21 protein-coding genes and 1 pseudogene are annotated in these 22798 nt (G+C 59.6%); 5 read left to right on the forward strand and 17 right to left on the reverse strand.

The window, feature by feature from the left end:
- Nucleotides 1–62: 62 nt before the first annotated feature.
- Nucleotides 63–530, forward strand: a complete 468-nt coding sequence (locus tag HW450_RS03200) for a hypothetical protein (RefSeq protein ID WP_182386575.1) — start codon at nt 63–65, stop codon at nt 528–530.
- 77 nt (nt 531–607) lie between these two features.
- On the opposite strand, the gene HW450_RS03205 is transcribed toward HW450_RS03200, so the two are convergent.
- The 3 genes from HW450_RS03205 to HW450_RS03215 are packed head-to-tail and all read right to left on the reverse strand — an operon-like array spanning nt 608 to nt 2652.
- Entirely contained in the window at nt 608–1258 is a 651-nt protein-coding gene (locus HW450_RS03205) for a hypothetical protein (RefSeq protein WP_182386576.1), read from the reverse strand.
- A 15-nt stretch (nt 1259–1273) separates the two neighbouring features.
- A complete protein-coding gene (locus tag HW450_RS03210; protein ID WP_182386577.1) occupies nt 1274–2314 on the reverse strand; it encodes a DUF1648 domain-containing protein in 1041 nt (346 codons plus the stop codon).
- Complete coding sequence (locus tag HW450_RS03215; RefSeq protein WP_182386578.1) at nt 2311–2652, reverse strand: GntR family transcriptional regulator; 342 nt, start codon at nt 2650–2652, stop codon at nt 2311–2313. The genes HW450_RS03210 and HW450_RS03215 overlap by 4 nt, the downstream gene beginning before the upstream one ends.
- Nucleotides 2653–2737: 85 nt before the next feature.
- On the opposite strand from HW450_RS03215, the gene HW450_RS03220 reads away from it, so the two are divergent.
- Nucleotides 2738–3337 (forward strand): TetR/AcrR family transcriptional regulator, encoded by a 600-nt coding sequence (locus tag HW450_RS03220; RefSeq protein WP_182386579.1) that lies wholly within the window; start codon nt 2738–2740, stop codon nt 3335–3337.
- Entirely contained in the window at nt 3334–4416 is a 1083-nt protein-coding gene (locus HW450_RS03225) for a DUF6882 domain-containing protein (RefSeq protein WP_182386580.1), read from the forward strand. Before HW450_RS03220 ends, HW450_RS03225 begins: the two co-directional genes overlap by 4 nt.
- A gap of 22 nt (nt 4417–4438) precedes the next feature.
- Here the strand turns inward: HW450_RS03225 and HW450_RS03230 are convergent, their stop codons facing one another.
- The 4 genes from HW450_RS03230 to HW450_RS03245 all read right to left on the reverse strand — a co-directional run bounded on the left by HW450_RS03230 (nt 4439) and on the right by HW450_RS03245 (nt 8674).
- Nucleotides 4439–5473 carry an enoyl-CoA hydratase/isomerase family protein gene (locus HW450_RS03230; protein ID WP_182386581.1) on the reverse strand — a complete coding sequence of 345 codons (1035 nt, stop codon included), beginning with the start codon at nt 5471–5473 and terminating at the stop codon, nt 4439–4441.
- Between the two features lie 267 nt (nt 5474–5740).
- Nucleotides 5741–6589 carry a polyphosphate kinase 2 gene (gene ppk2, locus HW450_RS03235; RefSeq protein WP_182386582.1) on the reverse strand — a complete coding sequence of 283 codons (849 nt, stop codon included), beginning with the start codon at nt 6587–6589 and terminating at the stop codon, nt 5741–5743.
- A 38-nt stretch (nt 6590–6627) separates the two neighbouring features.
- The gene (locus HW450_RS03240; protein ID WP_182386583.1) at nt 6628–6954 is read right to left on the reverse strand and encodes a putative quinol monooxygenase; all 327 of its coding nucleotides are present in this window, start codon (nt 6952–6954) and stop codon (nt 6628–6630) included.
- A 10-nt stretch (nt 6955–6964) separates the two neighbouring features.
- Nucleotides 6965–8674 (reverse strand): alpha/beta hydrolase, encoded by a 1710-nt coding sequence (locus tag HW450_RS03245; protein ID WP_182386584.1) that lies wholly within the window; start codon nt 8672–8674, stop codon nt 6965–6967.
- Nucleotides 8675–8818: 144 nt separating this feature from the next.
- Here HW450_RS03245 and HW450_RS03250 point away from each other — a divergent pair, with 144 nt between their 5' ends.
- Entirely contained in the window at nt 8819–9337 is a 519-nt protein-coding gene (locus tag HW450_RS03250; RefSeq protein WP_182386585.1) for an Ltp family lipoprotein, read from the forward strand.
- Nucleotides 9338–9341: 4 nt separating this feature from the next.
- Here HW450_RS03250 and HW450_RS03255 read toward each other — a convergent pair whose 3' ends face one another.
- From HW450_RS03255 to rsmI, 8 genes and pseudogenes are all read right to left on the reverse strand, one after another.
- The gene (locus HW450_RS03255; protein WP_182386586.1) at nt 9342–11135 is read right to left on the reverse strand and encodes an ABC-F family ATP-binding cassette domain-containing protein; all 1794 of its coding nucleotides are present in this window, start codon (nt 11133–11135) and stop codon (nt 9342–9344) included.
- A gap of 14 nt (nt 11136–11149) precedes the next feature.
- Complete coding sequence (locus HW450_RS03260; RefSeq protein WP_182386587.1) at nt 11150–12049, reverse strand: 4-(cytidine 5'-diphospho)-2-C-methyl-D-erythritol kinase; 900 nt, start codon at nt 12047–12049, stop codon at nt 11150–11152.
- Nucleotides 12046–12933 (reverse strand): 16S rRNA (adenine(1518)-N(6)/adenine(1519)-N(6))-dimethyltransferase RsmA, encoded by an 888-nt coding sequence (gene rsmA / locus HW450_RS03265; protein WP_182386588.1) that lies wholly within the window; start codon nt 12931–12933, stop codon nt 12046–12048. Before rsmA ends, HW450_RS03260 begins: the two co-directional genes overlap by 4 nt.
- 23 nt (nt 12934–12956) lie before the next feature.
- Nucleotides 12957–14099: a resuscitation-promoting factor gene (locus HW450_RS03270; RefSeq protein ID WP_232843363.1), complete on the reverse strand. Its 1143-nt coding sequence runs from the start codon at nt 14097–14099 to the stop codon at nt 12957–12959.
- Between the two features lie 219 nt (nt 14100–14318).
- On the reverse strand, nt 14319–15158 hold the full coding sequence (locus HW450_RS03275; RefSeq protein ID WP_182386589.1) for a TatD family hydrolase: 840 nt from the start codon (nt 15156–15158) through the stop codon (nt 14319–14321).
- A 198-nt stretch (nt 15159–15356) separates the two neighbouring features.
- Nucleotides 15357–17210: pseudogene (gene metG, locus HW450_RS03280) on the reverse strand (methionine--tRNA ligase); the annotation flags it as partial.
- Nucleotides 17211–17243: 33 nt separating this feature from the next.
- Nucleotides 17244–19019 (reverse strand): BCCT family transporter, encoded by a 1776-nt coding sequence (locus tag HW450_RS03285; RefSeq protein ID WP_182386591.1) that lies wholly within the window; start codon nt 19017–19019, stop codon nt 17244–17246.
- 173 nt (nt 19020–19192) lie between these two features.
- Nucleotides 19193–20047, reverse strand: coding sequence for a 16S rRNA (cytidine(1402)-2'-O)-methyltransferase (gene rsmI / locus HW450_RS03290; RefSeq protein WP_182386592.1), 855 nt, complete (start codon nt 20045–20047; stop codon nt 19193–19195).
- A 58-nt stretch (nt 20048–20105) separates the two neighbouring features.
- Here rsmI and HW450_RS03295 point away from each other — a divergent pair, with 58 nt between their 5' ends.
- Nucleotides 20106–21665: a dolichyl-phosphate-mannose--protein mannosyltransferase gene (locus HW450_RS03295; protein ID WP_407926294.1), complete on the forward strand. Its 1560-nt coding sequence runs from the start codon at nt 20106–20108 to the stop codon at nt 21663–21665.
- A gap of 6 nt (nt 21666–21671) precedes the next feature.
- Here the strand turns inward: HW450_RS03295 and HW450_RS03300 are convergent, their stop codons facing one another.
- Both HW450_RS03300 and HW450_RS03305 read right to left on the reverse strand, forming a co-directional pair.
- Nucleotides 21672–22385 (reverse strand): zf-HC2 domain-containing protein, encoded by a 714-nt coding sequence (locus tag HW450_RS03300; protein WP_182386594.1) that lies wholly within the window; start codon nt 22383–22385, stop codon nt 21672–21674.
- Nucleotides 22385–22786, reverse strand: a complete 402-nt coding sequence (locus tag HW450_RS03305) for a DoxX family protein (protein WP_182386595.1) — start codon at nt 22784–22786, stop codon at nt 22385–22387. Before HW450_RS03305 ends, HW450_RS03300 begins: the two co-directional genes overlap by 1 nt.
- Nucleotides 22787–22798 lie beyond the last annotated feature (12 nt).

A 22798-nucleotide genomic window follows, 5' to 3' on the forward strand; every position in this document is an offset into this window, starting at 1 on the left:
ATAGCATCACTGTATGCTTTTTTTCCTAACCTAAAGGGCTATTTTCGGCGGGGAGTGCCACAATGAAGCGTTCGACCTGGTTCGTTGGAGCGAGTGCAGCAATCGCACTAGTGGTGGTAGCAGGGTTTGTCGATGTCAGCCTGCGACAATCGCCTTTCGAAACCGCGATCTCGAGGTCCGATCACATCGTGCTGTCGGAGGTTTCCAAGAAGAAGATCGATAAGGCGTATGTCATCTGCCCATACGCTGAACAGGAATCCTTCACCAAGCTCGGCTTCCGCGAGAAGGACATCTACTCGATCCGCAACAACTCCCAGGCCTGGGAGACTCACTCCGGACTCGCGGTGAAGTACGAAGGCGGCGACACGGATGTTGTCTATTTTAATCCGACCGAAGTCGACGCGTGCCCAGGAAAACCAGCAGGTAACCCGCCGGAGGTCGATCCCAACGCGACCATCCGCGTCGATGAAGTAACCAAGAAATTCGCCAACCCAGACAGCGAAGCGACAGTGAAAGTGCTGCGCTATTAGGCAGGCCGAATTTCTGGCTCGATCTGACCAAAAATCACCTCCGCTGTGGCTAATCAGAACCACAAATTCGCCAGCAGCTAAAGATGCAGCAGACCCATAGCGACCAGGATCGCCGACACGAGATACCCGGCGATCGGGGTAAGCGTTTTGGTGTTGCTCCGCGCCCACTCAAATCCCCTGCCTGCAGGGCTGTTCGGGTAGGCACGAACGAAGCCCACGAGGATCGCGGTGATAAAGGGCAGGCTCAGCGCCAGGGTGGCGTAGAGAACCAACGCGGTGTAACGGAATCCGAGGCTGAAGCCACCTGCGCTGAGGTAGGCAAGACCTGCGAAGAAGGGGACTGAGGTGGCGGATTGGATGACGCCGAGGGTGAATCCCATCCCAGCGGTGCGCCAGGACGGCGTTTGCAGGGGCCGCATGATGCGATTCACCAGGGCGGTGTTATCGCCGCCGCGGAAGGTCATGACAGCCCCCAGCACGCCGACGGCAATCAGGATGGCACCAAACCACGGTGATTCCAGGGCGCCGCGGATTCCTTTGATCCGGTCGAAGACCACCAGGGTCGGCACTGACAGCAGGAACACGCCCAGCCAATCGCCACCGACGAGGAGCGCCGCGATGCGTCGATAAGGCGCGCGCGGGGGCAGTAGCACACCGATCGTCACGATCACGCCGATGAGTAGGACGTTGATCGAGTCCATCAGCGCGAAGCTGACCGCATGCCACATGAAGCCTCCTAGGTTTTACAAAAACACTAGCAGCAGCGGCGCGAAGCTCACGAGCAGCACGGTGACGAGGTAGATTGTGCCGAGCGGGTGCGCGAAGTTGAAGGACACGCCCACGCCATCGCGCTTATCGACGATCCGTGCCGGGTCATCCTTATTCACATAAAACATCCCGGCCTTGTAATAGCTGTCTGAGCGGAAGGACCTGCTGTATTCCCGGGGATAGCGGGCGCGGGCTTTATCCATGGCATGCATGATATAGGCGATGAGGCCGATGGTGCCACCGATACTCCCCACCAGCGTCAGCGTGACGGCAACCCCCATGAGCCCTGACCAGTCGGGAATCACCATCGCCAGCTGCGCCAGGCTCAGACCCGCAGCTAATGCAAACTCGAACCATCCCAACGCCGTGGCCGAAGCCGAAACCGCTGCCCCCGTTGCGGCCATGCCTCCGGGGCTGGTGTCAGTTCGGGCGTAGATCGGCACAACCAGAAACGGTGCCATGCATCCCAAGAGCAACAGCCACACCACCAGGTTAAGAATGCTCATGGCAAACACGGAGCCCACCGATTTGTCGGACCACGCATCGGGTTGCATGGATCCGTCAAAGTGCGTTGCGAAGGTCGCTGGGATGTCGGGCCAGCGCGTGGCGACATAGGCGACTGTGAGCAGGATGATCGCCAGGGCAAGCCAGTAGCCAAGGAGATTCACGGGCGGAACGGTGATGATGTTGTCGCCATCACCAGTGAGCGATCCGCTCAGGACTTCGCCTTCAATGCGATGTGGCTGGATGCGGCGTCGAGAAGCCAGCCAGCACCATCCTAAGACGGGGATCGCCACCAGCCCGATGGGCACGGCGAAAGCAGGAAGCGTCACAGTCAGCACAAAAACGAAAAGTGCAGCCAGGATGCAGCTGAAATTGAAGCGGCGAAACTCCGGAGCGCGGTCGAAGTCGAAGGGAACACGATATCCGAAGGCAGTTCCGTGGGGAGCAAGCCGGGTATAGAGCATCCCGGAACAACAAACGAGGGCGTTCGACAGAGCCAGCAGAATTGTCATCTCGCGTGCTCCTGTTCTAGTTGCGCAAGGCAGGACCGGATCTCTGCAGCGCTAAACCCCTGGTCGAGCAAAATCCCCAGCTGCTGCACAAGCAGGTCAATGCTGTTTACCGCGACGAAGGTGCCCTGGCGGCCACGCGTTACGACGATCCCCTGTTCCTGAAGCAGGTCGTAGGATTGTTTAACTGTCGCAGGGTTAATCCCAAAATCAGCAGCCACCGAGCGGACAGAGCCTAACTTCGAGCCACGTTTCAGGCGCCCCGCGGTGATCTCGCACACTATCGAATCGCGAAGCTGCAGGTAAAGGGGCGCAGGATTCTCAGTATTGAGTGAAACCATCCCACATCCTTTCTGTATCAGATTATATGATACAGAAGTTAGTGTTAGATTTCTTGGGGTAAGTAGTCAATCGAATGGACACCACGTGCTGACGCATCGCGAGAAAAAGAAAGCTGCCACCAAAACAGCCCTAGCCACCGCTGCCGCAGAGATCGCACTCTCAGAAGGCATCGCCGCAGCTACCGTTGCGAAAATCTGCCAAACGGCTCATGTTTCGGTCCGCACCTTTCACAATTACTTCTCTTCCCGGGACGAGGCCCTGCACTTCTTCAGCACCGAAGCGATCGATGAGTTCTGCCAGATCATTGTAACCACTTCCCCGGGCGCTGACCTCCTCGCCACTATTGAGCAGGTCACGCTGCAGGTACTCCACCAGGATGCGCAAAGGTCCCAGAGCTTGCGAGGAATCATCGCCCTCACCGGACCAAACTTCTCCCCCACTGGAATTGACCTCAACCGGCTGAGTGCGAGCGTCGTCAGCAGCTACCACAGGTTGCACCCGGAGCTAACCACAAACACAATCGAGTGGGTGGTCATTGTCACCGCCCAAGCACTGGCGGGTAGCCTCGTCCGCTTCTTCCATGGCAGTGCCAATGACACAATTGGGCGCACCCCGGAAGAGTGTGTGACCAACTGCATGAGGGTGCTCCGCCACGGTTTCCAGCTACCAGAAAGCAAATCATGAATTTTCACGCCCCCACCACCGTTTCCGAGGTCGCTGCCGACGGACTCGTACGGCAACGCTGGGTCGATTCCCTGATTCCGCAGCTCATCGGCCCAGTGGTCGCCACCGAGGTGTCCCATACCTCCGACCACGATGCTGAGGTGCGTTTCGGGCGTCAGCACGGCCCGGACCTCACATTCCCTGCTACCCGCGTCGCGAATGTGACTGAGGATGGGTGGCAGTGGGCGTCGTTAAGCATGCAGGAAGCCGCCGAGCGGTTCAACCTGCCTGAGCTGTGGGGCAGCGTCGGCGAAGAACACCCTGACTTTATCGGTGCTGCCCGCACGCTCCACGGCGGCATGCCGATCCTGCGCGCCACCATGCCAGGCGGCGACACCGCCATCCTCGCCGTATGGCTCACCCTGCCGCCCCACGGCCCAGAGACACCACTGCTCACCGCAGCTGGGCTGAGCGGCCGCCCCGTCGACGCCTACCTCGCCACCAACCCCACCGAAGCTATCCTGCGTGACGGCGCCCTCTACGACCTGCCCGGCAACATGCTTCTCGACGACATCCGCGCCGACGCCTGGCACCTCTCCGCCGAGCACCAGCTGCTTTACGACGCCCTTGTCCCCCACCCCGGCACGTACCTCGACCTAGCCACCGGGTGTGCTCATCTGACCACCACCCGCGGGCCGCTGTCCGCTAACGCAACCGTTGTCGCCACCGTCACCGACGACCAATGGACCTGGAGCTGGGCAGACCCCCACCTCGTCCGCACCCCACACGCTCATGCAGGGCAGCAACTCCTCGAGTTTGGGCAGCACCAGCTCCTCCCTGCCCTGTGCACCCCCACCCTCCCCGTGAAGTGCGCACAGCAGTGGAACCTGGACATCGTGGTCAAGCCCATCTTGCGCAGCTGGACCCACGCCTTCATCCCCATCACAGCCGACACCTACGCGGTGACGCTGCTGAGCCACCCCGAGCTGCAACTGCCACCGCTCACCCCAGAGGTGCGCGCTGCCGTCCTCGCACAAAACGTGCCCGCCCCGCTATCTGCGGAACGAGCACAACAGTTCTACGACGCCGCCAGGAGCTAGCTGCTGTAGCTAGCTCCCATGGCTAGCTCAGCACCGAACGGAACTGGATCGGATCCACATCGCTCGGTTTATCCGGAACGAACGTCGGATTCCGATCTTTATCCACGAGCACAGCACGCACACCTTCCACAAAGTTTGGCTGGCGGCGCAGCACGGAACCGATCGCATACTCATTGTGCAGGCCCTTTTCTACTGAGTCTGCTTCTTCGTTCGCGGTGTACAGCTCCACGGTAGCGACCATAGAGGCCGGGTTACCTGCACTCAGCAGATCCCATACCAGGTCCACGAACTCCTTATCCGCCTTACCCAAAGCTTCTTCAATGTCAGCCCACGTATCGTGGCCAAAGCACTCTTCGATCACCGCGAGATTGGCCTTGAGGAAGGACTCCTCTTCCAGATCAGCGGCATACTTTTCTAGTGCCTCGTCCAGCGACTCCGCGATCAGCATTTCAGTGAACTGCTGCATGTCCTCGTGCGGCACATAATGCGTCGCCAGACCCGTGTACAGCATGTCCGCGGCTGTAAGGCGGTAGCCGGTCACACCGGCAAACTTCGCGACCTCCGGCAGCGGACGCCCCTCCTGGCTCTCCACATGGGTGCTCATCCACGAAACTCCCACGTCAGGGACAAAGCCAATGGCCACTTCCGGCATCGCAGCGAACGCCTTCTCAGAAATCACGCGGTGGCTGCCGTGAGCACTCACTCCCAAACCACCGCCCATCACCACACCATCGATAATCGCGACATACGGCTTAGGAAAGTTCGCGATCATCGCGTTCATGGTGTACTCAGCCTGCAGGAACTGATCCCCGAATTCGTGATTGCCTTCCACCGCCTTTTCCCGCACCACTTTGATGTCGCCGCCCGCGCAGAACCCTTTCTCCGAGTTCGAAGTGATGATGACGCGATGCACCTCCGGGTCATCGCGCCACTCCTCCAGCTGCTCAGTGATAATGCGGACCATCTCTGGATCCAGCGCATTCAAGGCCTTCGGACGATTAAGGGTCAAGACGCCGGTTGAGGCGCGGGTTTCAGTCAAAACTTCAGGTGTAGTCATACCCACGAGTGTGCCAGATTTTCGTGGTTCGAGTATCGGAAATCAACGTGTTTATTGCTGCTTCAACTTGCTGGCTGCGAACCAGCGACTACCCGATAGGGATTTGTTGTGCGTGGCAAATCCCTTCCCCTTCCTGACGCAAAAACCGAGGAGAATAGCTGGCCAAGGCGTAGGGATTAGGATCCGGAAAACAAATGGCTATCAGCACTCGCAGGTATGAAAAAGCGCGGAAGGCGTACCCCTCCGCCTTCCGCGCTCTATCAGGACTTATTTGGACTTCTTCTTGTCCTTCTTAGCCACTTTCTTTACTTCCAGTTTTTCAGCGACATCGGGGACGTAGCGGAAATCGGAACGTGGCGGGCGCACGTAGTCATTGACGGACGCTGGGCGCTCTGGGATCTCCGGCATCGGGCGCTCGATCTTCTCGTAAGGGATGGTCGAGAGCAGGTGGCTGATGACGTTGATGCGGGAGCGCTTTTTGTCTTCGGATTCCACGGTGTACCACGGCGCGGACGGGATGTCGGTGTGAATGAACATCTCGTCCTTGGCGCGGGAGTATTCCTCCCACTTGGTGATGGACTGCAGGTCCATGGGGGAAAGCTTCCAGCGACGCAGCGGATCATTGCGGCGGGACTTGAAGCGCTTGACCTGCTCTTCATCGGAGACGGAGAACCAGTACTTGCGCAGTAGGATGCCGTCTTCCACCAGGAGACGCTCGAAGATCGGCGCTTGGTGGAGGAAGCGACGGTATTCCTGGGAGGTGCAGAATCCCATGACGCGTTCGACGCCACCGCGGTTGTACCAGGAGCGGTCGAAGATAACGATTTCGCCCTTGGTTGGCAGCTTTTCCACATAGCGCTGGAAGTACCACTGGCCCTGTTCACGGGAGTTCGGTGCCGGCAGCGCTTCGATGCGGCAGGTGCGCGGGTTCAGGTACTGGGTGATGCGCTTGATAGCGGACCCCTTACCTGCGGCGTCGCGGCCTTCCATGATGATGACCACGCGGGCGCCGGTCTCGACGACCCATTGCTGCATATCGACGAGTTCAGCCTGGAGCCGCTTGAGCTCGGCTTCGTAGGCTTCTTTGGATAGCTTTGGTAGTTTGTTCTTTCCCATATCTATCAGCCTACTTCCCCAGTTGCTTTAACCCTTAATTATCCTTCTACTTTGAATTCCGCCATCTCGTCCCATTCAGTCTTGCCTGGGATGAGGGTGTTGATGATGGTTGGGGTTTCCACCAGCAGCTTCGGCATATCGACGCACGCCTGCTTGAAGTGCTCAGAAGAAACGTGCGCCTCGGCGGCATCATCCTTGAAGCCTTCGACGAGGATGAACACGTCTGGCTCGTCAGTGGATTTGTACCACTCGAAGAACAGGCAGCCGTCCTCAGCGCGGGTTGCGTTGGTGAAGGCGGCGACTTCCTCACGGAACGTGTCGACGAACTCGGGGCGGACTTTGTATTTGACGTTGATGAGAATCATGGGAACCAGCCTAGTAAACTACCAACGCCTCGCGCAGGGGCTCCAGGTCACCCTCATATCCCGTGATAGCAGCGAGCCCATCGAGCACTTCCGAACCGTAGTTGTGGCCGTAGTAGGTGGGCACGCTCACCGAGTTCGCCATGTCCAAGGTCACCTGCCAGAACGTCACCACTGGCTGCCAGCTCATGCTAGGGTGCCGGCCAATCCCCGGCGATTCCCGCAACCAGTCGGGCTGCTCAAACAGCAGATTTGGCGACCACCAGACGATCGGATCCGTGGCGTGCTGGATATAGAGGATACGCGGGCGATTCCAGGGGGCGGCGTCGTGAAGCATGCGCCCAATCTGCTGCGAGTTTTCCGCAAACCGCACCGTGGTACCGCCGCCATACTCCGGCGCGACTTCGCGGGTGCCGGGGTCGCGGCGCAGGCTTATCGACGCCCACAGCTCATTCGAGTTCGGCGGCCCTACCCACAACACGCCATCGAGCTGGCGGGTGATATCGCGCACCCCGTCGAAAGCTCCCTCCCCTTGGGTGGTTCCCAGCGATTCACCGAAGAGGTACAGCTCGGGGCGCTGCTCTGCTGGCAGGCTATCGCGCCAAGCAACAATCGCAGAGACCAGCGCCTTGCCGGATTCATGGACTTGAGTTTTGGAGGAAATGAACTGCACCGGGGATGGCAGGTTTGAATATTGCATGGCCACTACAGCGGTATCTCCGCCATACAGCAGCTCGAAGGATTGCGCGGCCGTCGGATTTACCCAGCCGGTACCCGTGGTCCCCGCGATCAAAACGGCTTTCCGTTCGTGCGCGTGGGTCCGGCGCAGGTCAGCAAGCAGCCGGGTTGTCTGCTCCGAGGGATCCTCAGCTCCGCGCAACCCCGCATACATCCGAATTGGTTCCTTGGCAGGCTGACCGGTCACCCGCTCAATGTCGGCCTTGCTGGGCCCCATCGTGACAAAGCGAGAGCCCTGCGCGCCCAGGTCATCCCACCTATTGAAGGAATATTCGGAGCCGGACTTCAACGGGTCACTTGGGCGTTGTGCATCAGGGTCAGGAGAAGCATTCGTCACCGCAGCTCCCGACTCAAACACCCGAATGACGGTCCCGGGAATCACCGAGTCCACCAGCCACAGCCCGAGACTCAGGGCAACGAAACCGGCAATGATGGAATGGGCAGCTGCGGTCCAGTGGTCCGGGGCGATACGGGCTACAAAGCGCCCCAACTGCAACAACGCGTGGACAATGAGCAAGACGAGCGCCCACAGTCCTAACCCAATGGGAACGATTCCGAGGGCTTTCCACCCCAACTGCTGGGGCATGCCCATATATTCGTGTAGTTCACGTTGCCAGCGAATCGCTGACACAGAGATGTAGCTCGCCCACACCAAAACTAGGGCGAGCAGGACCAGTTCCAACCGAACCCTAGCTTTTTCAGAAAGAGCTGCCCATTCTTTGAATGCCGCCCATTCCTCCTCTAGGGCGAATGCTTTGAGGAATTTATGGCCGAACACCGCAGCTACTTCCCTACCCCAGTTCCGCCAGTTCCAGCGCAAAAACACCCCGAGCCCGTAGCCCGATGCAGCTGAAAAACCGCTGGCCACTGCTTGGAACAGCCAGCTTCGTGGCAGCAGCGATGGGGTCGCAGCCACGGCGAACATGATGCCACCGAGGATCAAACCCCAGGAGTTGAGGCGTCCAGGTTTGAAAAAACCACCCATGGCTCCCCAGTGTAATCCGGCTGCAACTTCAGCAAATTGGAACAGGTGTTCTCTTTTCCCGCAGTTATGTCCGGCAGCCCAGCTAACGTTCACTTTATTCACAGCATTAGCAGTTCCACTGCACAGATTTCTAAGGAGCTTTCCATGACTTACCCATCCCCTCAGCAGCAACCGGTTCGCAAGAAGGCCGGCTGCCTCACCTGGGGAGCAATCGTGGCTGGAGTCGTCATTTTTGTTGGTTCTTGCTCCGCGCTGATGAGCAGTACCAATGACTTTTCGAGCACGGCGCCTGCTTCACATTCGGTCGCGTCTCAGCCAGCGCCACTACTGCTTGAGGCATCGGACATGCCACAGGTCACCAAGGAACAAAAATCCGCGCTGCGCAAAGCCGAAACCTATTCAACGATGATGCACATGTCCAAGCAGGGAATCTATGACCAGCTCACCAGCCAGTACGGTGAAAAGTTCTCACCGGAAGCCGCCCAGTATGCGATAGAGAACCTACAGGCCGACTACTACAGCAACGCGTTGGAGAAAGCGAAGTCCTATCAAGACAGGATGGCCATGTCACCGGACGCGATCTATGACCAGCTGGTCTCCGAGTACGGTGAGCAATTCACGCCCGAGGAGGCCCAATACGCGGTGGACAACTTGGAGCCTTAGCCGGCTATTCCAGCTCTTCGCCGAGCTCCATCCACTGCATTTCCAGCTCCTCCAGCTGGGAGTTCAACTCTGTGAACTCAGTGTTGAGGTTGGTCAGAGCTTCGGTATCCACGGCTTCCGCAGCTGCTGCCATCTTGTCATTTACGGTGGCTACGGACGCACGAAGTTTATCCATCTTGCGTTCCAGGGTGTTCATCTCTTTGACGATGCGCCGGTGCGTCGCCGCGTCTACCTTGGGTTCTTCGCGAACCGTATCAGTCTTCTCCCCCAGGTCAATCACCCCGCCTTGGGATGCTGCCAGGGCGGATCGGCGCGATAGGTACTCTTCGATGCCACCGGGCAGGTTGGTGAGTTTCCCGTCGCCAAACAACGCCCAGGTGGAATCACAAATACGCTCGATCAGGTAACGATCGTGAGAAATGACCACCAGGGTGCCGGGCCAGGAGTCCAGCAGGGACTCCAGCTCTTGCAGCGTATCGATGTCCAGGTCATTGGTGGGCTCGTCCAGCAGCAGCACATTCGGCTCAGCCATAAGCACGCGGGTGAGCTGCAGGCGGCGGCGCTCGCCACCGGAGAGGTCTCCCACTGGGGTGCGCTGGCGCTTCGCGGAGAACCCGAGTCGTTCTGCCAGCTGGGAGGCAGACAGTTCCTTCTTGCCGAATTGCACGTACGTCGCTACCTGCTCGACGGCGTCGAGCAGCCGCAGGGATGGATCCAAGTCATCGAGTTCCTGACGTAGCCACCCCAGTGCGACGGTCTTGCCCTCAATGCGACGTCCGGTGGTGAGCGGGTGCTCGCCCGCCAGCGTGCGCAGCAGGGTGGTTTTGCCGGACCCGTTGACGCCGACGAGGCCGATGCGTTCGCCCGGCGCGAGTCGCCACGTAAGGTCTTCCACCAGCACGCGGCCGTCCAGGGTGGATACTGTAGCGTCCTCTAGCTCGATGACGACCTTGCCCTGGCGTTTCTTGGAAAAGGCCATCAGCTCAACGCTGTCACGTGGGGCCGGCACGTCTGCGATGAGAGCTTCGGCTGCTTCGATGCGGTAGCGCGGTTTGGAGGTGCGGGCGGGTGCGCCGCGGCGCAGCCACGCCAGTTCCTTGCGGGCCAGGTTTTGGCGACGCTGCTCGATGGCGTCGGCTTGACGAGCGCGTTCGGCGCGGGCGAAGGTCCAATCGTTGTAGCCACCTTCGTAGGTGTCGACAACGCCGTCGTGGACTTCCCACGTGCGAGTGGCGACAGTGTCAAGGAACCAGCGGTCGTGGGTAACCACCACGATGGCCATCTTGGTCTTGAGCAAGTAGGAGGCGAGCCATTGGACGCCTTCCACGTCGAGGTGGTTGGTGGGCTCGTCGAGCACGATCAGGTCAAGATCCTGCACCAGCGCAGCCGCCAGATTCGTGCGACGGCGCTCCCCACCCGAGAGCTCCCCTACCGGCGTATCGAGCCCCAGGTCAGCAATCCCCAGGCCACCCAGCACCTCACGCACCTTCGGGTTCGACGCCCACTCGAAGGTCTGCAGACCGAGGGGCTGCAGGACCACCTGCCCTACCGTCGCTGCCGGGTCGAGCTCTGCACGCTGCGTAACGACGGCCATCCTCAGTTGCGAATTGTGCGACACGCGCCCCTCATCCGGCGGTTCAATCCCGGTGAGGACTTCTAGCAGTGTCGTTTTGCCGCCACCGTTGAGGCCCACAACGCCGATGCGGTCCCCGGTCTGGATCCCGAGCGAGACGCCATCGAGGAGGGTTTTCAGTCCGAAGGACTTGGTGACATTTTCAAGATTGATCAGGTTTGCCATGGTAAGAGGTCATTCTAGTCCACGTGTGCGCCGGCAGCGGGCCCCTGGGCCACTGTGGTCGCGGTGGCCACCCCAGCATCCAGCACATAGTCCGCTACTTCGGCGGCGTGTTCCGCTGACTCGCACAAGAAAGCCACAGTGGGCCCAGAGCCTGACACGATTCCGCGCAGAGCTCCGGCCTGTTCACCTGAGTGAATAGTTTTGCGTAGCGCAGGCATGAGTGACAGCGCCGGCGCCTGCAGATCGTTAGCCAGGTGGGGTGCTACCTGCTTTGGGTCGCCCGTGAGCAGTGCCGCGGCCAACTCATTACTGCCAGTAGCGCGGGGCATGTCGGGTTTCGCATCCCGCATGGCGTCCAGGGTGTGAAACACCTTCGGCGTCGATAAGCCAGCGCTATTGAAGGCAAGCGCCCAATGGTAGCTACCCCGTGAGAGCACCGGCACCAGGTTCTCCCCACGGCCCGTCCCTAGCATTGTGCCGCCGAGCAGGGTGAACGGAACGTCGGAGCCGAGCTGTGCAGCAATGTCCAGCAGTTCGGCCTCCTCAAGGCCGGCATATGTGTTCATTGCGCGCAGGGCCGCCGCCGCGTCCGCCGATCCGCCAGCCATCCCACCGGCGGTAGGGATCCCCTTGTGCAGGTGCACGTCGACGGCCGGGAGCTGTGCGCGGGTCGCCATCAGGTCGATAGCCCGCCACACCAAATTATCCGGAGTGGTCGGCACCGATGCCGCTCCTAAGCCCGTAACGTTGAACGACTGCACGGTGCCTGGATCCCCAGCCACTGGGGTGATCTCCAGGCGGTCCTTGAGCGACAGCGACTGAAACACCGTTTCCAGCTCGTGGTACCCGTCCTCGCGGGCATCGCCGACACCTAAGTACAGGTTGACTTTCGAGTGTGCGTAGGCGGTGATCATTGGGTGACTCCGGCAAGCCGAACGAAGTCCGCGACGCCTAGTTTCTCGCCGCGTTCGCTGGGAGCGATACCCGCCGCGACCAGCGCTGCCTCGGCCTGCGCACCACCTCCGAAGTGACCGCTCAGCGCCGCCCGGAGGGTCTTGCGGCGTTGCGCAAACGCGGCGTCGATCAGCGGAAACACTTTCGCGCGAGTCTCATCATTGAGGGGCCACGGCTCATCGCCCGCTGCGAAACGATCGATGCGCACCAAACCGGACTCGATCTTCGGCGCAGGCCAGAACACATTTCTACCGATGGATCCTGCGCGGCGAACCTCACCGTAGAACGCGGCCTTCACACTCGGCACACCGTAAATCTTTGATCCAGGGGTCGCAGCTAACCTGTCCGCCACCTCGGCCTGCACCATCACCAACACGCGGGTGATGGACGGAAATTCGGCGAGCAGGTGCAGTAGCACGGGAACAGAAACGTTGTAGGGCAGGTTTGCGACCAGCGCCGTCGGCATCGGTGCACCCGCAGCCTCGAAATCTCCAGTACTGACCTGGAGCGCATCTTTCAGAATGATCCGCAGGTTGTCCGCATAATCGGGGGCTCGCCACGCCACGGTGTGCGGCAGCTCCCCGGCCAGGCGTGGATCGATCTCCACCGCGGTCACATCTTTGACGGTGTCAAGGAGTGCGAGAGTGAGCGAGCCCAAGCCCGGGCCTACCTCCACCACGTGGTCGTGCTCGCTGACATCCGCAGCGGCGACAATCATCCGAACCGTGTTGGGATCGTGCACAAAATTCTGGCCCAGCTTCTTGGTCGGGGTGACATCGAGTTTTTCAGCAAGTTGCCGAATTTCCACCGGACCTAACAGCTGAGCCAAAGCGCGTGATTCCATGCTTTAAGAATCTACCGCAGGTGCTATCGAAGTCCCAGCTTCGCGGTACATGCCGGCCAAGCGCCCCAGCCTTGGGCTGCCTGAACCTTTTGAGCCACAGCAATTTGCTGCTCTCGGGTAGCCAGGTATGCGGCCGGCGCGTATTCGCCACCGCCGAACCCGAGCCAGGTGGAAGGGGTGAACTGCAAACCGCCGGAGAAGCCGTTACCAGTGTTGATCGACCAGTTACCGGTGGCTTCACATTGTGCGAGTGCGTCCCAAACAGATCCTTCAGCCACAGCAGGGACGGCTGGTTTTTCCTTGGTGCCTCGCTTGATGGTGGCAGGGGTGGCTGGCGCGAGCTCCTTCTCCTTCACCACGGTCTCGCCCACCACGGCACCGTTTTCCTTGCGGATCTGCTTAGTCACATCCCGCTTACCTGGCACAGCTGGGGTGAGCTCTTCTTCCTTACCCTGCTCCAACTCGGGGTCATCAACGTAGGTAGGTTCTGCTTCGAACTCCTCCACCGCGGAGACCTCATCGAGGTCAACCTTAGTCACGCTGATCTCAGTGTCGTTGGTGACACGGGTGTCCAGAGCTGGGAATACTTTGTCATCGCCATCGACTGCGATGCCCTGCGCCTTGAGGACGTCGGCGATGGTGTCCGCAGCGATCTGCGTGTAGGTGACTTTACCGGCGTTGTCCAGCTTCACAATCTTTGGCGTCACCACGTCCACGGTGAATCCGTCGAGCGGGATCTTCTGATCTGCGGGGACAGAGATTTTGTCCGCTGCCTTGACCCCACCGACTTCGGCCATGAGCTCTTCGACGGTCAGCGCGGTGGAAGTCACCTTCACCGGCTTCCCGTCGATCACCACGGCCACCTGCTTAGCGGAGCGGACGGTAATCCGCTCGCCATCGTTCAACATTGTGGTCGGGCTGGGCGCTACCACATCCTGGGCTTGCACGCTGACGCCAGCCTGCTCCAGAGCCCCAGCGACGTCGTTAGAGAAGGTCGTGAGAGTGATTTCCTCGCCATTGACATCCAAAACGATGTCCTTTTTCATCCCCACGGCTGAGACACCACCGACGAGCAGGGTCGCCAGCATGCCGCCGGTCGCGATACGCAGCGGGACAGAATGAGCCGAGTTCAGGCGGTTGATCCGGGACTTTTGATGTACACCCACGGTGTCAATCACTCACATTCGCTTGAAGGACTTACAGTGCGCGACCGGACGAAGAATAACAATCCGGCCCCATTCTTTGTCACGGTACGGTAACAACCCGCTGAAGTCCAGCACTTTTTCGTTGCTTCTTAAATCACGCGAGTGTTAGTTCAGCTCGAAATATAACAATTCACAACTCAATTAACACGCGACCTCGCGATTTAAAAACCTGTGATGTTGCTAATAATCCAGCCCGTAGACCCGATCAAAGGTCACATTAACCGCAGCTACCACATCGCGCGGATCCTCCCCGCGAGCCTCAGCAAGGCACAACGCGGTGTGGCCGACGAACGCTGGCTCATTGCGGCCACCACGGTACGGCTCCGGAGTCATATAAGGAGCGTCAGTTTCTATGAGGAACTGCCCCTGCGGTGCCAGTCGCGCAACCTCACGCAGTTCGTCGTTGCGCTTAAAAGTGAGGTTTCCGGCGAAACTCAACACGTACCCGCGCTCCAGCGCCTCTTTCGCAACGTCAAGTGGCGAGGAAAAACAATGCAGGATGGTCTCTTTTGGTGCGGGTGCATCCTCTAGCACGCGAAGCAACTCCTGATCAGCCTCACGGTTGTGGATCATCAGCGCCTTTCCTGAAGACACAGCAAGGTCAATGTGCCAGCGCAGCGCTTCCTCTTGCGCATCGAGCGGCGCGCAGGTATCGGATTTATCGATCCAGTAGGTGTCCAGGCCGGTCTCGCCAATCGCGACGCACCGCGGGTCAGCAGCCATGTCGGTGAGCTGCTGCTTGACGACGTCATTCAGCTCTAACGCACGGGTCGGATGGATCGCACAGGCCGCATACACCCGTTCATGGTTCCGGGCCGCCTCCAGGGCGAGCTCGGCTTCTTTGATGCCATCTCCAACGGTGCAGATTTTATCGACACCGGCAGCAACAGCGCGGTCAACAAGCTCCCTCACTTCCTCTTCGGTGGTGGCGCCACACGACGCGAGGTGCGTGTGCGCATCCACTAGGCCAGGGAGAAAGTCGGCAGGTTCAGGCTTCGGTCGAGGTTTCTTCTTAGACACGGCTCCCCATCCTAGCCGTACTTTCCATCGCCCACAGTCTGCTGCTCTCGTCCCTATAACGCGAAAACCCGGGAAGCATTTCCCGGGTTTCGGCCAGTTTAGTGGCTTCAGATATGCTTTTTCTCTGTTTTTCCTCCGAGATCCGGGAAATGCTTCCCGGGTTTTATGCCTCGGAGCCAGTGGAGCTGGTAAAAGCTGCTACTGCACCACTGGCGCCCACTCGGGGCCGGTCTCCCCTAGCTCAGGATCCAGCTTCGCAATCAGTGGCTTGGGCTTCGCCAGCGCCGTGCCCGGCTCGACGGGTACGCGCTGCCACACAGCCTGTTGATTACCGTAATCACCCATGATGACCGGGTAAGTCTTCCCCTCGGCCGGCAGATTCACACCAACTGGGTTTACCGGCATATCATCCTGAACTTCGACAATCGATGGCGTCGCCGCCCACACCCCTTCGCGTCCAAGGGTTTCGTGTACTGCCTGCGCAATGTGTGGCAGGTACGGGGTGAGCAGCGTGTTGCAATCGGACACGACCTGTAGGGCGGTGTGCAACACCGTGGCCAGGCGCTCCCGCTGGGATTCGTCCTTCGCCAGCTTCCACGGCTCCATTTCCGCGATGTAAGCGTTGGCCTCACCCACCACGTGCATAGCGTGGGTGATACCTACCTTGAACTTGTTCTTCTCCAAGGCCTCCCCGACGACGTCAAAGGCGTTCGCGGCGAGATCAAGGATTCGCTGGTCAGCGTCGGTAAGCGAGCCTGGCGTTGGCACTTCACCGAAGTTCTTATGTGCCATGGAGACGGTGCGGTTGACCAGGTTGCCCCAGCCGTTTGCGAGCTCGTTGTTCACGCGGCGGACGAACTCGTCCCAGGTGAAGTCGGTGTCGTTGTTTTCTGGGCCGGCAACAGCGATGAAGTAGCGCAGCGGATCCGGACCAAATTCGCGAAGGAAGTCCTTGACGTAAATGACCACGCCTTTGGAAGAGGAGAACTTGGAGCCGGACATGGTGAGGTACTCGGAGGAGACGACCTCGGTGGGAAGCTGCAGCTCACCAAGGGAGCCTGCGGTGCCTTCACGGGTGCCCAGGCCTCGGTAGCCGAGCAACTCGGCTGGCCAGATCTGGGAGTGGAACGTGATGTTGTCCTTGCCCATGAAGTAGTAGGACTGTGCGCTTTCAGAGGTCCACCAGTCGCGCCACGCCTCGGGACGGCCCACGCGGTGTGCCCATTCGATGGAGGCAGACAGGTAGCCGACGACAGCGTCGAACCACACGTACAGCTTCTTGGCGTTGTTGTCCTGCCAGCCGTCCAGTGGGATCGGCACGCCCCAGTCGATGTCGCGGGACATGGCGCGCGGACGCAGGTCTTCCAACAAGTTCAGGGAGAACTTGAGCACATTCGGGCGCCAGTCCTTGCGCCCCTTCAACCATTTCTCCAGTGCGCCAGCCAGCGCAGGGAGGTCGAGCAGGAAGTGTTCGGTCTCCACAAACTGCGGGGTTTCGCCGTTGATTTTGGATACCGGATCGATAAGGTCGGCTGGATCCAGCTGGTTGCCGCAGTTATCGCACTGGTCGCCACGGGCACCACTCGCGCCACAGATCGGGCAGGTGCCCTCGATGTAGCGGTCCGGCAGGGTGCGACCGGTGGAAGGACTGATGGCGCCCATCGTGACCTGCTTAATCATGTAGCCGTTATCGTGCAGGCCCCGGAATAGCTCCTGTACGACGGCGTAGTGGTTGCGGGTGGTGGTACGCGTAAAAAGGTCGTAGGTCAGTCCAAGCCCCGCCAGGTCCTCCACGATCTGCCGGTTGTAGCGGTCCGCGAGCTCTTGGACAGTCACGCCTTCCTTTTCCGCTTGCACTAGCAGCGGAGTGCCGTGTTCGTCCGTGCCTGAGATCATCAGCACGTCTGCGCCACGCATTCGCTGGAAGCGGGCGAAAACGTCAGAAGGAACACCGAAACCCGCCACATGTCCGATGTGACGGGGTCCGTTGGCATACGGCCAGGCAACAGCTACGAGCACAGACTTTGTCATGCTCACTACCTTACTAAGCTCCTGGCGGAATGCTGTATTTAGGGGCGCACAGCCTTAACGACGTCCTTTGATTGCCTTCTTGTTTTGCAGGCGTTGCCGTTTGCGTCGTTCCATCTCGGCGTGGATCCGGTGCTCGCGGGCAAGGCGTCGCTGGAACTTGGCGTGTGCCTTCGCCTCGAGGTACAGCGGATCCTCGGATAGGCCTTTCACCACCGCGAACATCAAAGCGACGAGAACAATGAGGAATGGGCTAGCGACCACGATAGTGATGCTCTGCAGGTTGCTGAGCGAGTCTTCGCCACCTGCCAGCAGCATGGTCAGGCCGATGACTGCAGTCAACACGCCCCACACGCCAGTGATCCATGGTCGTGCCTCCAGGCGGCCGTTCTGGCTCATTGAGCCCATCACGGTAGATGCAGAGTCAGCGGAGGTGATGAAGAACACTGCCAGCAAAATCATTGCCACAGCGCCTGCGATTTGACCGCCTGGCAGCTGGTGCAGCAGATCGAAGAGCTGACGCTTCGAGTCGCCTTCGCCCCACACCGATTGGCCCGCACGCTCGAAGGTCACGGCTGCGCCACCGAAGATTGCGAACCACACGACGGTGACGGCGGAAGGGATGAGCAGCACACCAATCACGAACTCGCGGATAGTGCGTCCGCGGGAGATACGTGCGATGAACATGCCCACGAATGGGCTCCAGGACATCCACCACACCCAGTAGAAGATTGTCCAGCTACTGAGCCATTTCCCTGCGGTACCATCAGCGGTTTCACCAGTGCGCGCCGCCATCTCAAAGAAGCTAGACAGGTAGTTGCCAATGCTGCCCGGGATGAGGTTGAGAATGGCTACCGTTGGGCCGAACACGAAGACAAAGATCGCGAGCAAAACGGCCAACACCATGTTCGTATTGGACAGATATTGAATTCCGCGGCCGACGCCAGACATGGCAGAAATCAGGAAGGCCAGGGTCAGGATGAGGACGATGGTGACCACCGTTTTATCGCTCGGGTCTTTCACGAACCCGCTGGCGGACAGCCCTGCAGCGATCTGAGTAGCACCGATACCGAGGGAACATGCGGTACCAAACAAGGTGGCAATAATGGCCAAGATGTCGATGATCTTACCGATGGGCCCCTCAGCACCATGCTTGCCAATCAGTGGAATGAACGCGGAGCTCAGCAGCTGCTTGTGCCCCATCCGGAAGGTGGCGTACGCCAGAGACAGCCCCACGACGGCGTAAAGCGCCCACGGGTGCAACGTCCAGTGGAAGAGCGTAGTGGCAAAAGCGGTGCCCACTTCATGCTTCTCGTGTCCCGGCACGCCGTTGCGGTAGAAGGTCAATGGCTCGGTCACACCGAAGAACATCAGGCCGATACCCATACCTGCGGCGAACATCATCGCAATCCAGGACGGGGTGGAGAATTCGGGAGCTTCGTCGTCTCTACCGAGTTTGATATTGCCGAACTTCGACAGCGCGATGGCGACAACGAATGCGACAAAAATCGTTCCGAACAGAACAAACGCCCAGCCAAAGTTGGTCACCACAAAGCTCAGGCCCGTGGAAGCAAACTCAGCAAGGTTGTCTGGGAACAGCAAGCCCCAAGCGATGGCAAGGACAGCAAAGACAGCCGCCACGATGGTCACTGGCCAGTTAATGCCTGCAGATTCATCCTCAAAGGCGTAGTCAATGTTGCGATCCAACACGGACTCGTCATAGTTATCGCCACGGTCAATCATCTCCGCGAGAACGGCCGTGGCTGAGGCTTCCTGTGCGACAGGCTCAGAATGTTCGACGACTTTAACGTCTTCATTTTCGTCAAGGGTCATGACTTCCAGCTTCAGCGTGTCACTGGGGCAATCTCAAGCTGATACGCCACCAAAACACAGGAAGCGACCCCGCCTACACCGCATTGTTACCCTTTCGTGACATGCAATGCCACTGGTCAAAGCGGATAAGCACGGGGTAATTATTACATAACTACAACAATTAGCTAACAGCGTTAACTTTTTCCGGTTTTCTGCGACACTACTGCGTCGTAGATCTCTTTCTTCGACACGCCATAGCTAGCGGCTAAATCGGCAGCCACCGCCTTCACTCGCTCCCCCGCGTGTACCCGTTCGATAGCCACAGCAACCACAGCTTCCAAATCCACCACGACGTCGGAAGCGCCCTCAATAACGACCGAAATCTCCCCTTTCACACCATCGGCAGCCCACTTCGCAAGCTCTGGAAGTGTCCCGCGGCGCACTTCTTCAAACATCTTCGTCAGCTCCCGGCACACCGCCGCCCGACGCGAGCCACCGAGCACCTCCGCGGCGTCGGCAAGCGTGTCAGCGATGCGATGCGGGGATTCGAAAAAGCACACGGCGCGCTGCTCTGCTTTGAGGGATTCGAGCCAGGCGCGGCGCGCGCCATGTTTACGCGGGGCGAAGCCGTCGAAGGCGAACCGTCCGACGGGCAGACCTGACAACGCCAACGCGGTGGGGACAGCAGAAGGGCCGGGGAAGCAGGTCACGGCGACGTCGGCATCGTGAGCGGCCTCGACGAGCGGGAAACCGGGATCGGAGACGGAGGGCATGCCAGCGTCGGTGACAACGAGCACGGATCCGTGGCGAGCGGCGTCGATGAGCTGCGTGACTCGGCCTTGCTCGTTGTGGTCAAAGTTGGACACTACTTGGCCACGGATCTCCACCCCGAGCGCCGCGGCGAGGTTGCGGGTGCGCCGGGTGTCCTCCGCAGCGATCACATCAGCGTGCTCGAGGGCATGTCGCAGTCGAGGCGAGGCGTCATACGGATTTCCTAAGGGCGTGGCTGCGATGATGATGCCGCGGGGCAGGTCTCCAAGTGGTTCCATAACTGTTAAGCATTGCACAAACTTCGTGACTATTACTTAATATGAATCCGTGACCCACATCGCTGCTACACCTAACATCGCTGCTCCCCCGCCGAAGTTGCCGGTTGCGGAGCCGAGACGCATTCAGCTGTCCACCGTGGACGCTGTGGTCTTTGGTGTCATTGGCGTGCTCGCTGCGATTTCTCGATTCATTGGGCTGTCGGGGGCCACTGACCAGGGCACACCGGTGTTCGATGAGAAGCACTATGTGCCCCAAGCCTGGGATATTGTCACTTCCTCCACTAATCCGATCCTCGGGGGCATCGAGTCAAACCCTGCCTACGGTTTGGTGGTACACCCGCCACTGGCAAAGCAGATCATCGCCATTGGCGAGCAGCTCTTTGGGTACACCCCGCTCGGCTGGCGGGTGATGACGGCACTGTTTTCCACCCTGACGGTACTGCTCATCGTCGCGATCGCGCGTCGCTTAAGCCACTCGCCGACAGTCGCCGCCTGGGCGGGCCTTCTCGCCCTGAGCGATGGTGTGCTTCTGGTGGCGGGGCGCTTCGGGATGCTCGATATTTTCCTCACCCTATTCGTGGTGCTGGCGGCCTACTGCTTGATTCGCGACCACCAGCAGCTACGGGAACGCTTTTATCGCGCGTACCTAGCGGGTCTGGTTCACCAGAGCGATCTGGGCCCTCGGTGCGGGTTCCGCTGGTGGCGCTTTGCCGCAGGAGTGGCCCTGGGGCTGGCGTTATCCGTCAAGTGGTCGGGCCTGTATTACATGGCATTTTTTGGTGTCATGACGGTGCTGCTGGATTACTGGGTGCGGCACCAATACCGCATCAAACGCCCATTTCTCGGGGCTGTGTGGCGCGATAGCATTCCTTCCTTCGCTAGCATTGTCCTGCTTCCGATAGCGCTCTATGCGTGGTCCTGGCGCGCGTGGTTTGCCAACGAGACTTCCGTGTACCGGCATGCAAAAGAAATCGGGACGTTTTCAGAGGACAAATGGTATTTCAACCTGCCCGACGCACTGGCTAACTGGTGCTACTACCACGACACAGTGTTGAAGTTTCACGCCTCACTGACCAGCTCTGGCGGTCATTCCCATCCGTGGGATTCTAAGCCGTGGTCGTGGCTGGTGGCGGCGCGCCCCGTGCTGTACTACTCCCAAACCGGCCTGACGTGCTCGGGCGATGCAGCTTGCCGACGCATGATCTACCTCTTCGGCATCCCGACGATTTGGTGGCTTACTGTCCCAGTGGTGCTGTGGGCGATTTGGTGCTTGATCGTGAGGAAGGATCGCCGGTTCGTGGTGCCACTGGTCGGGTTCGCGGCCGGGTTCATTCCCTGGATCCTGGCGTATGACCGCCAGATGTACTTCTTCTACGCCATCCCATTGGTGCCGTTTACCATCGTGATGATCGCGCTTACCCTGGGGCTCATTGCCAACTCCACCACCCTGGTGCAGGTTCCCGGACGGCACACCCCACTACAGCTCGGCAAAGCCGTCGTGCTTGGTTATCTGGCTCTCGTCGTCATATCCTTCGTATACTTCAGCCCCATTTTCTATGGCATTCAGATCACTGATGATCACTTCCATTCCATGATGTGGCTGCGCAGCTGGAAGTAATACTTCTTACAGATCAGTTTGCGGTGTGGCCGTGACGGATCGGACCATCCGGTCCACTGTCCCTGTTCGCAGCGTTGTCAGCCACGCGAGCAGCACCAGCACCGCTGTGGCAAACATCAACGCAATCCCCCACACATCACCAGCCGTGGCGAACCCCAGAACGAGGTCGCGCACCCCGAAGCCCAAGGAGAAGGTGAAGAGCGCCCCGAAGACCGGGAACAACCCCGCGGCGGATTGCAGCCGCCACGCGGCGAAAAAGAGACCAAAAGCCATGGCCATGCGGAAGGCGGCAGCGTCGAAAAGCAGCCCGGCTAGGAGCGGGTCATCCGTCGCGATCAGCGTGCCGGCGGGAAGCCCACTGACGGGCAGCGCCGCGACGTTGGTGAGCAGCATGACGGCCCAAGCCACGTAGATGAGTCCGAACACCACCAGCAGTACCCGAGCTATGGCCTCGGCAAGCGCGAATCGGGTGGCTTGCTTGCGCCGCACTGGTTCCACACCGGCCAGGATCATTGCCGTGAGATCTGGCGGGGTTTCTGTCTCTATGTCGGATGCATCTTGGAACGCCATCATGCGGTTCAGCGCTGTGATGCGTTCGTAATATGCTTGGCAATCCGGGCAACCGGACAGGTGAGCGTCGACAATGTCGTCATCGAAGGGGCTGTCCTCGCCATCAACGCGCGCGGAGAGCGCAGCCCGCACCTGGTCGCACGTTAACATCAGGACAACGCCCCATCGATGCTCGCACGGCCAGAACCAAACACGACAATAACCAGCAATGCCACCACCAACACCGCTGTGTACTCAATACCGTTGCTGCTCACAAAAATTCCATTTTCAAGGTGCACGAAATACAGCGCCGCAGCAACCAGCAACGCCAAGGCGCCGGCAACGAGGGTAGTCAATAGGCCGATCACCAGCAGCGCTCCCCCGACTAACTCCACACTCCCCACCAGATATGCGGACAGCTTCGGCTGGGGAATCCCGAAGGCGCTGAACTGGCCTGTGGTTTCCACCATGCCGGTAATGAAGAATTTATCCCACCCATGGGCAATAAACACAAACCCTAACACTGCGCGCAACAGCAACAGGGTGAGATCACGAACTACCGGTTTATCCATGGTCAATAGATT

The organism is Corynebacterium hindlerae (assembly GCF_014117265.1).
Classification (GTDB): domain Bacteria; phylum Actinomycetota; class Actinomycetes; order Mycobacteriales; family Mycobacteriaceae; genus Corynebacterium; species Corynebacterium hindlerae.

Coding starts and splice junctions, on each gene's coding strand:
- HW450_RS03200 (WP_182386575.1), top strand. CDS start 63: ATGAAGCGTTCGACCTGGTTCGTTGGAGCGAGTGCAGCAATCGCACTA.
- HW450_RS03205 (WP_182386576.1), bottom strand. CDS start 1,258: ATGTGGCATGCGGTCAGCTTCGCGCTGATGGACTCGATCAACGTCCTA.
- HW450_RS03210 (WP_182386577.1), bottom strand. CDS start 2,314: ATGACAATTCTGCTGGCTCTGTCGAACGCCCTCGTTTGTTGTTCCGGG.
- HW450_RS03215 (WP_182386578.1), bottom strand. CDS start 2,652: ATGGTTTCACTCAATACTGAGAATCCTGCGCCCCTTTACCTGCAGCTT.
- HW450_RS03225 (WP_182386580.1), top strand. CDS start 3,334: ATGAATTTTCACGCCCCCACCACCGTTTCCGAGGTCGCTGCCGACGGA.
- HW450_RS03230 (WP_182386581.1), bottom strand. CDS start 5,473: ATGACTACACCTGAAGTTTTGACTGAAACCCGCGCCTCAACCGGCGTC.
- ppk2 (WP_182386582.1), bottom strand. CDS start 6,589: ATGGGAAAGAACAAACTACCAAAGCTATCCAAAGAAGCCTACGAAGCC.
- HW450_RS03240 (WP_182386583.1), bottom strand. CDS start 6,954: ATGATTCTCATCAACGTCAAATACAAAGTCCGCCCCGAGTTCGTCGAC.
- HW450_RS03245 (WP_182386584.1), bottom strand. CDS start 8,674: ATGGGTGGTTTTTTCAAACCTGGACGCCTCAACTCCTGGGGTTTGATC.
- HW450_RS03250 (WP_182386585.1), top strand. CDS start 8,819: ATGACTTACCCATCCCCTCAGCAGCAACCGGTTCGCAAGAAGGCCGGC.
- HW450_RS03255 (WP_182386586.1), bottom strand. CDS start 11,135: ATGGCAAACCTGATCAATCTTGAAAATGTCACCAAGTCCTTCGGACTG.
- HW450_RS03260 (WP_182386587.1), bottom strand. CDS start 12,049: ATGATCACCGCCTACGCACACTCGAAAGTCAACCTGTACTTAGGTGTC.
- rsmA (WP_182386588.1), bottom strand. CDS start 12,933: ATGGAATCACGCGCTTTGGCTCAGCTGTTAGGTCCGGTGGAAATTCGG.
- HW450_RS03285 (WP_182386591.1), bottom strand. CDS start 19,019: ATGACCCTTGACGAAAATGAAGACGTTAAAGTCGTCGAACATTCTGAG.
- rsmI (WP_182386592.1), bottom strand. CDS start 20,047: ATGGAACCACTTGGAGACCTGCCCCGCGGCATCATCATCGCAGCCACG.
- HW450_RS03300 (WP_182386594.1), bottom strand. CDS start 22,385: ATGTTAACGTGCGACCAGGTGCGGGCTGCGCTCTCCGCGCGCGTTGAT.
- HW450_RS03305 (WP_182386595.1), bottom strand. CDS start 22,786: ATGGATAAACCGGTAGTTCGTGATCTCACCCTGTTGCTGTTGCGCGCA.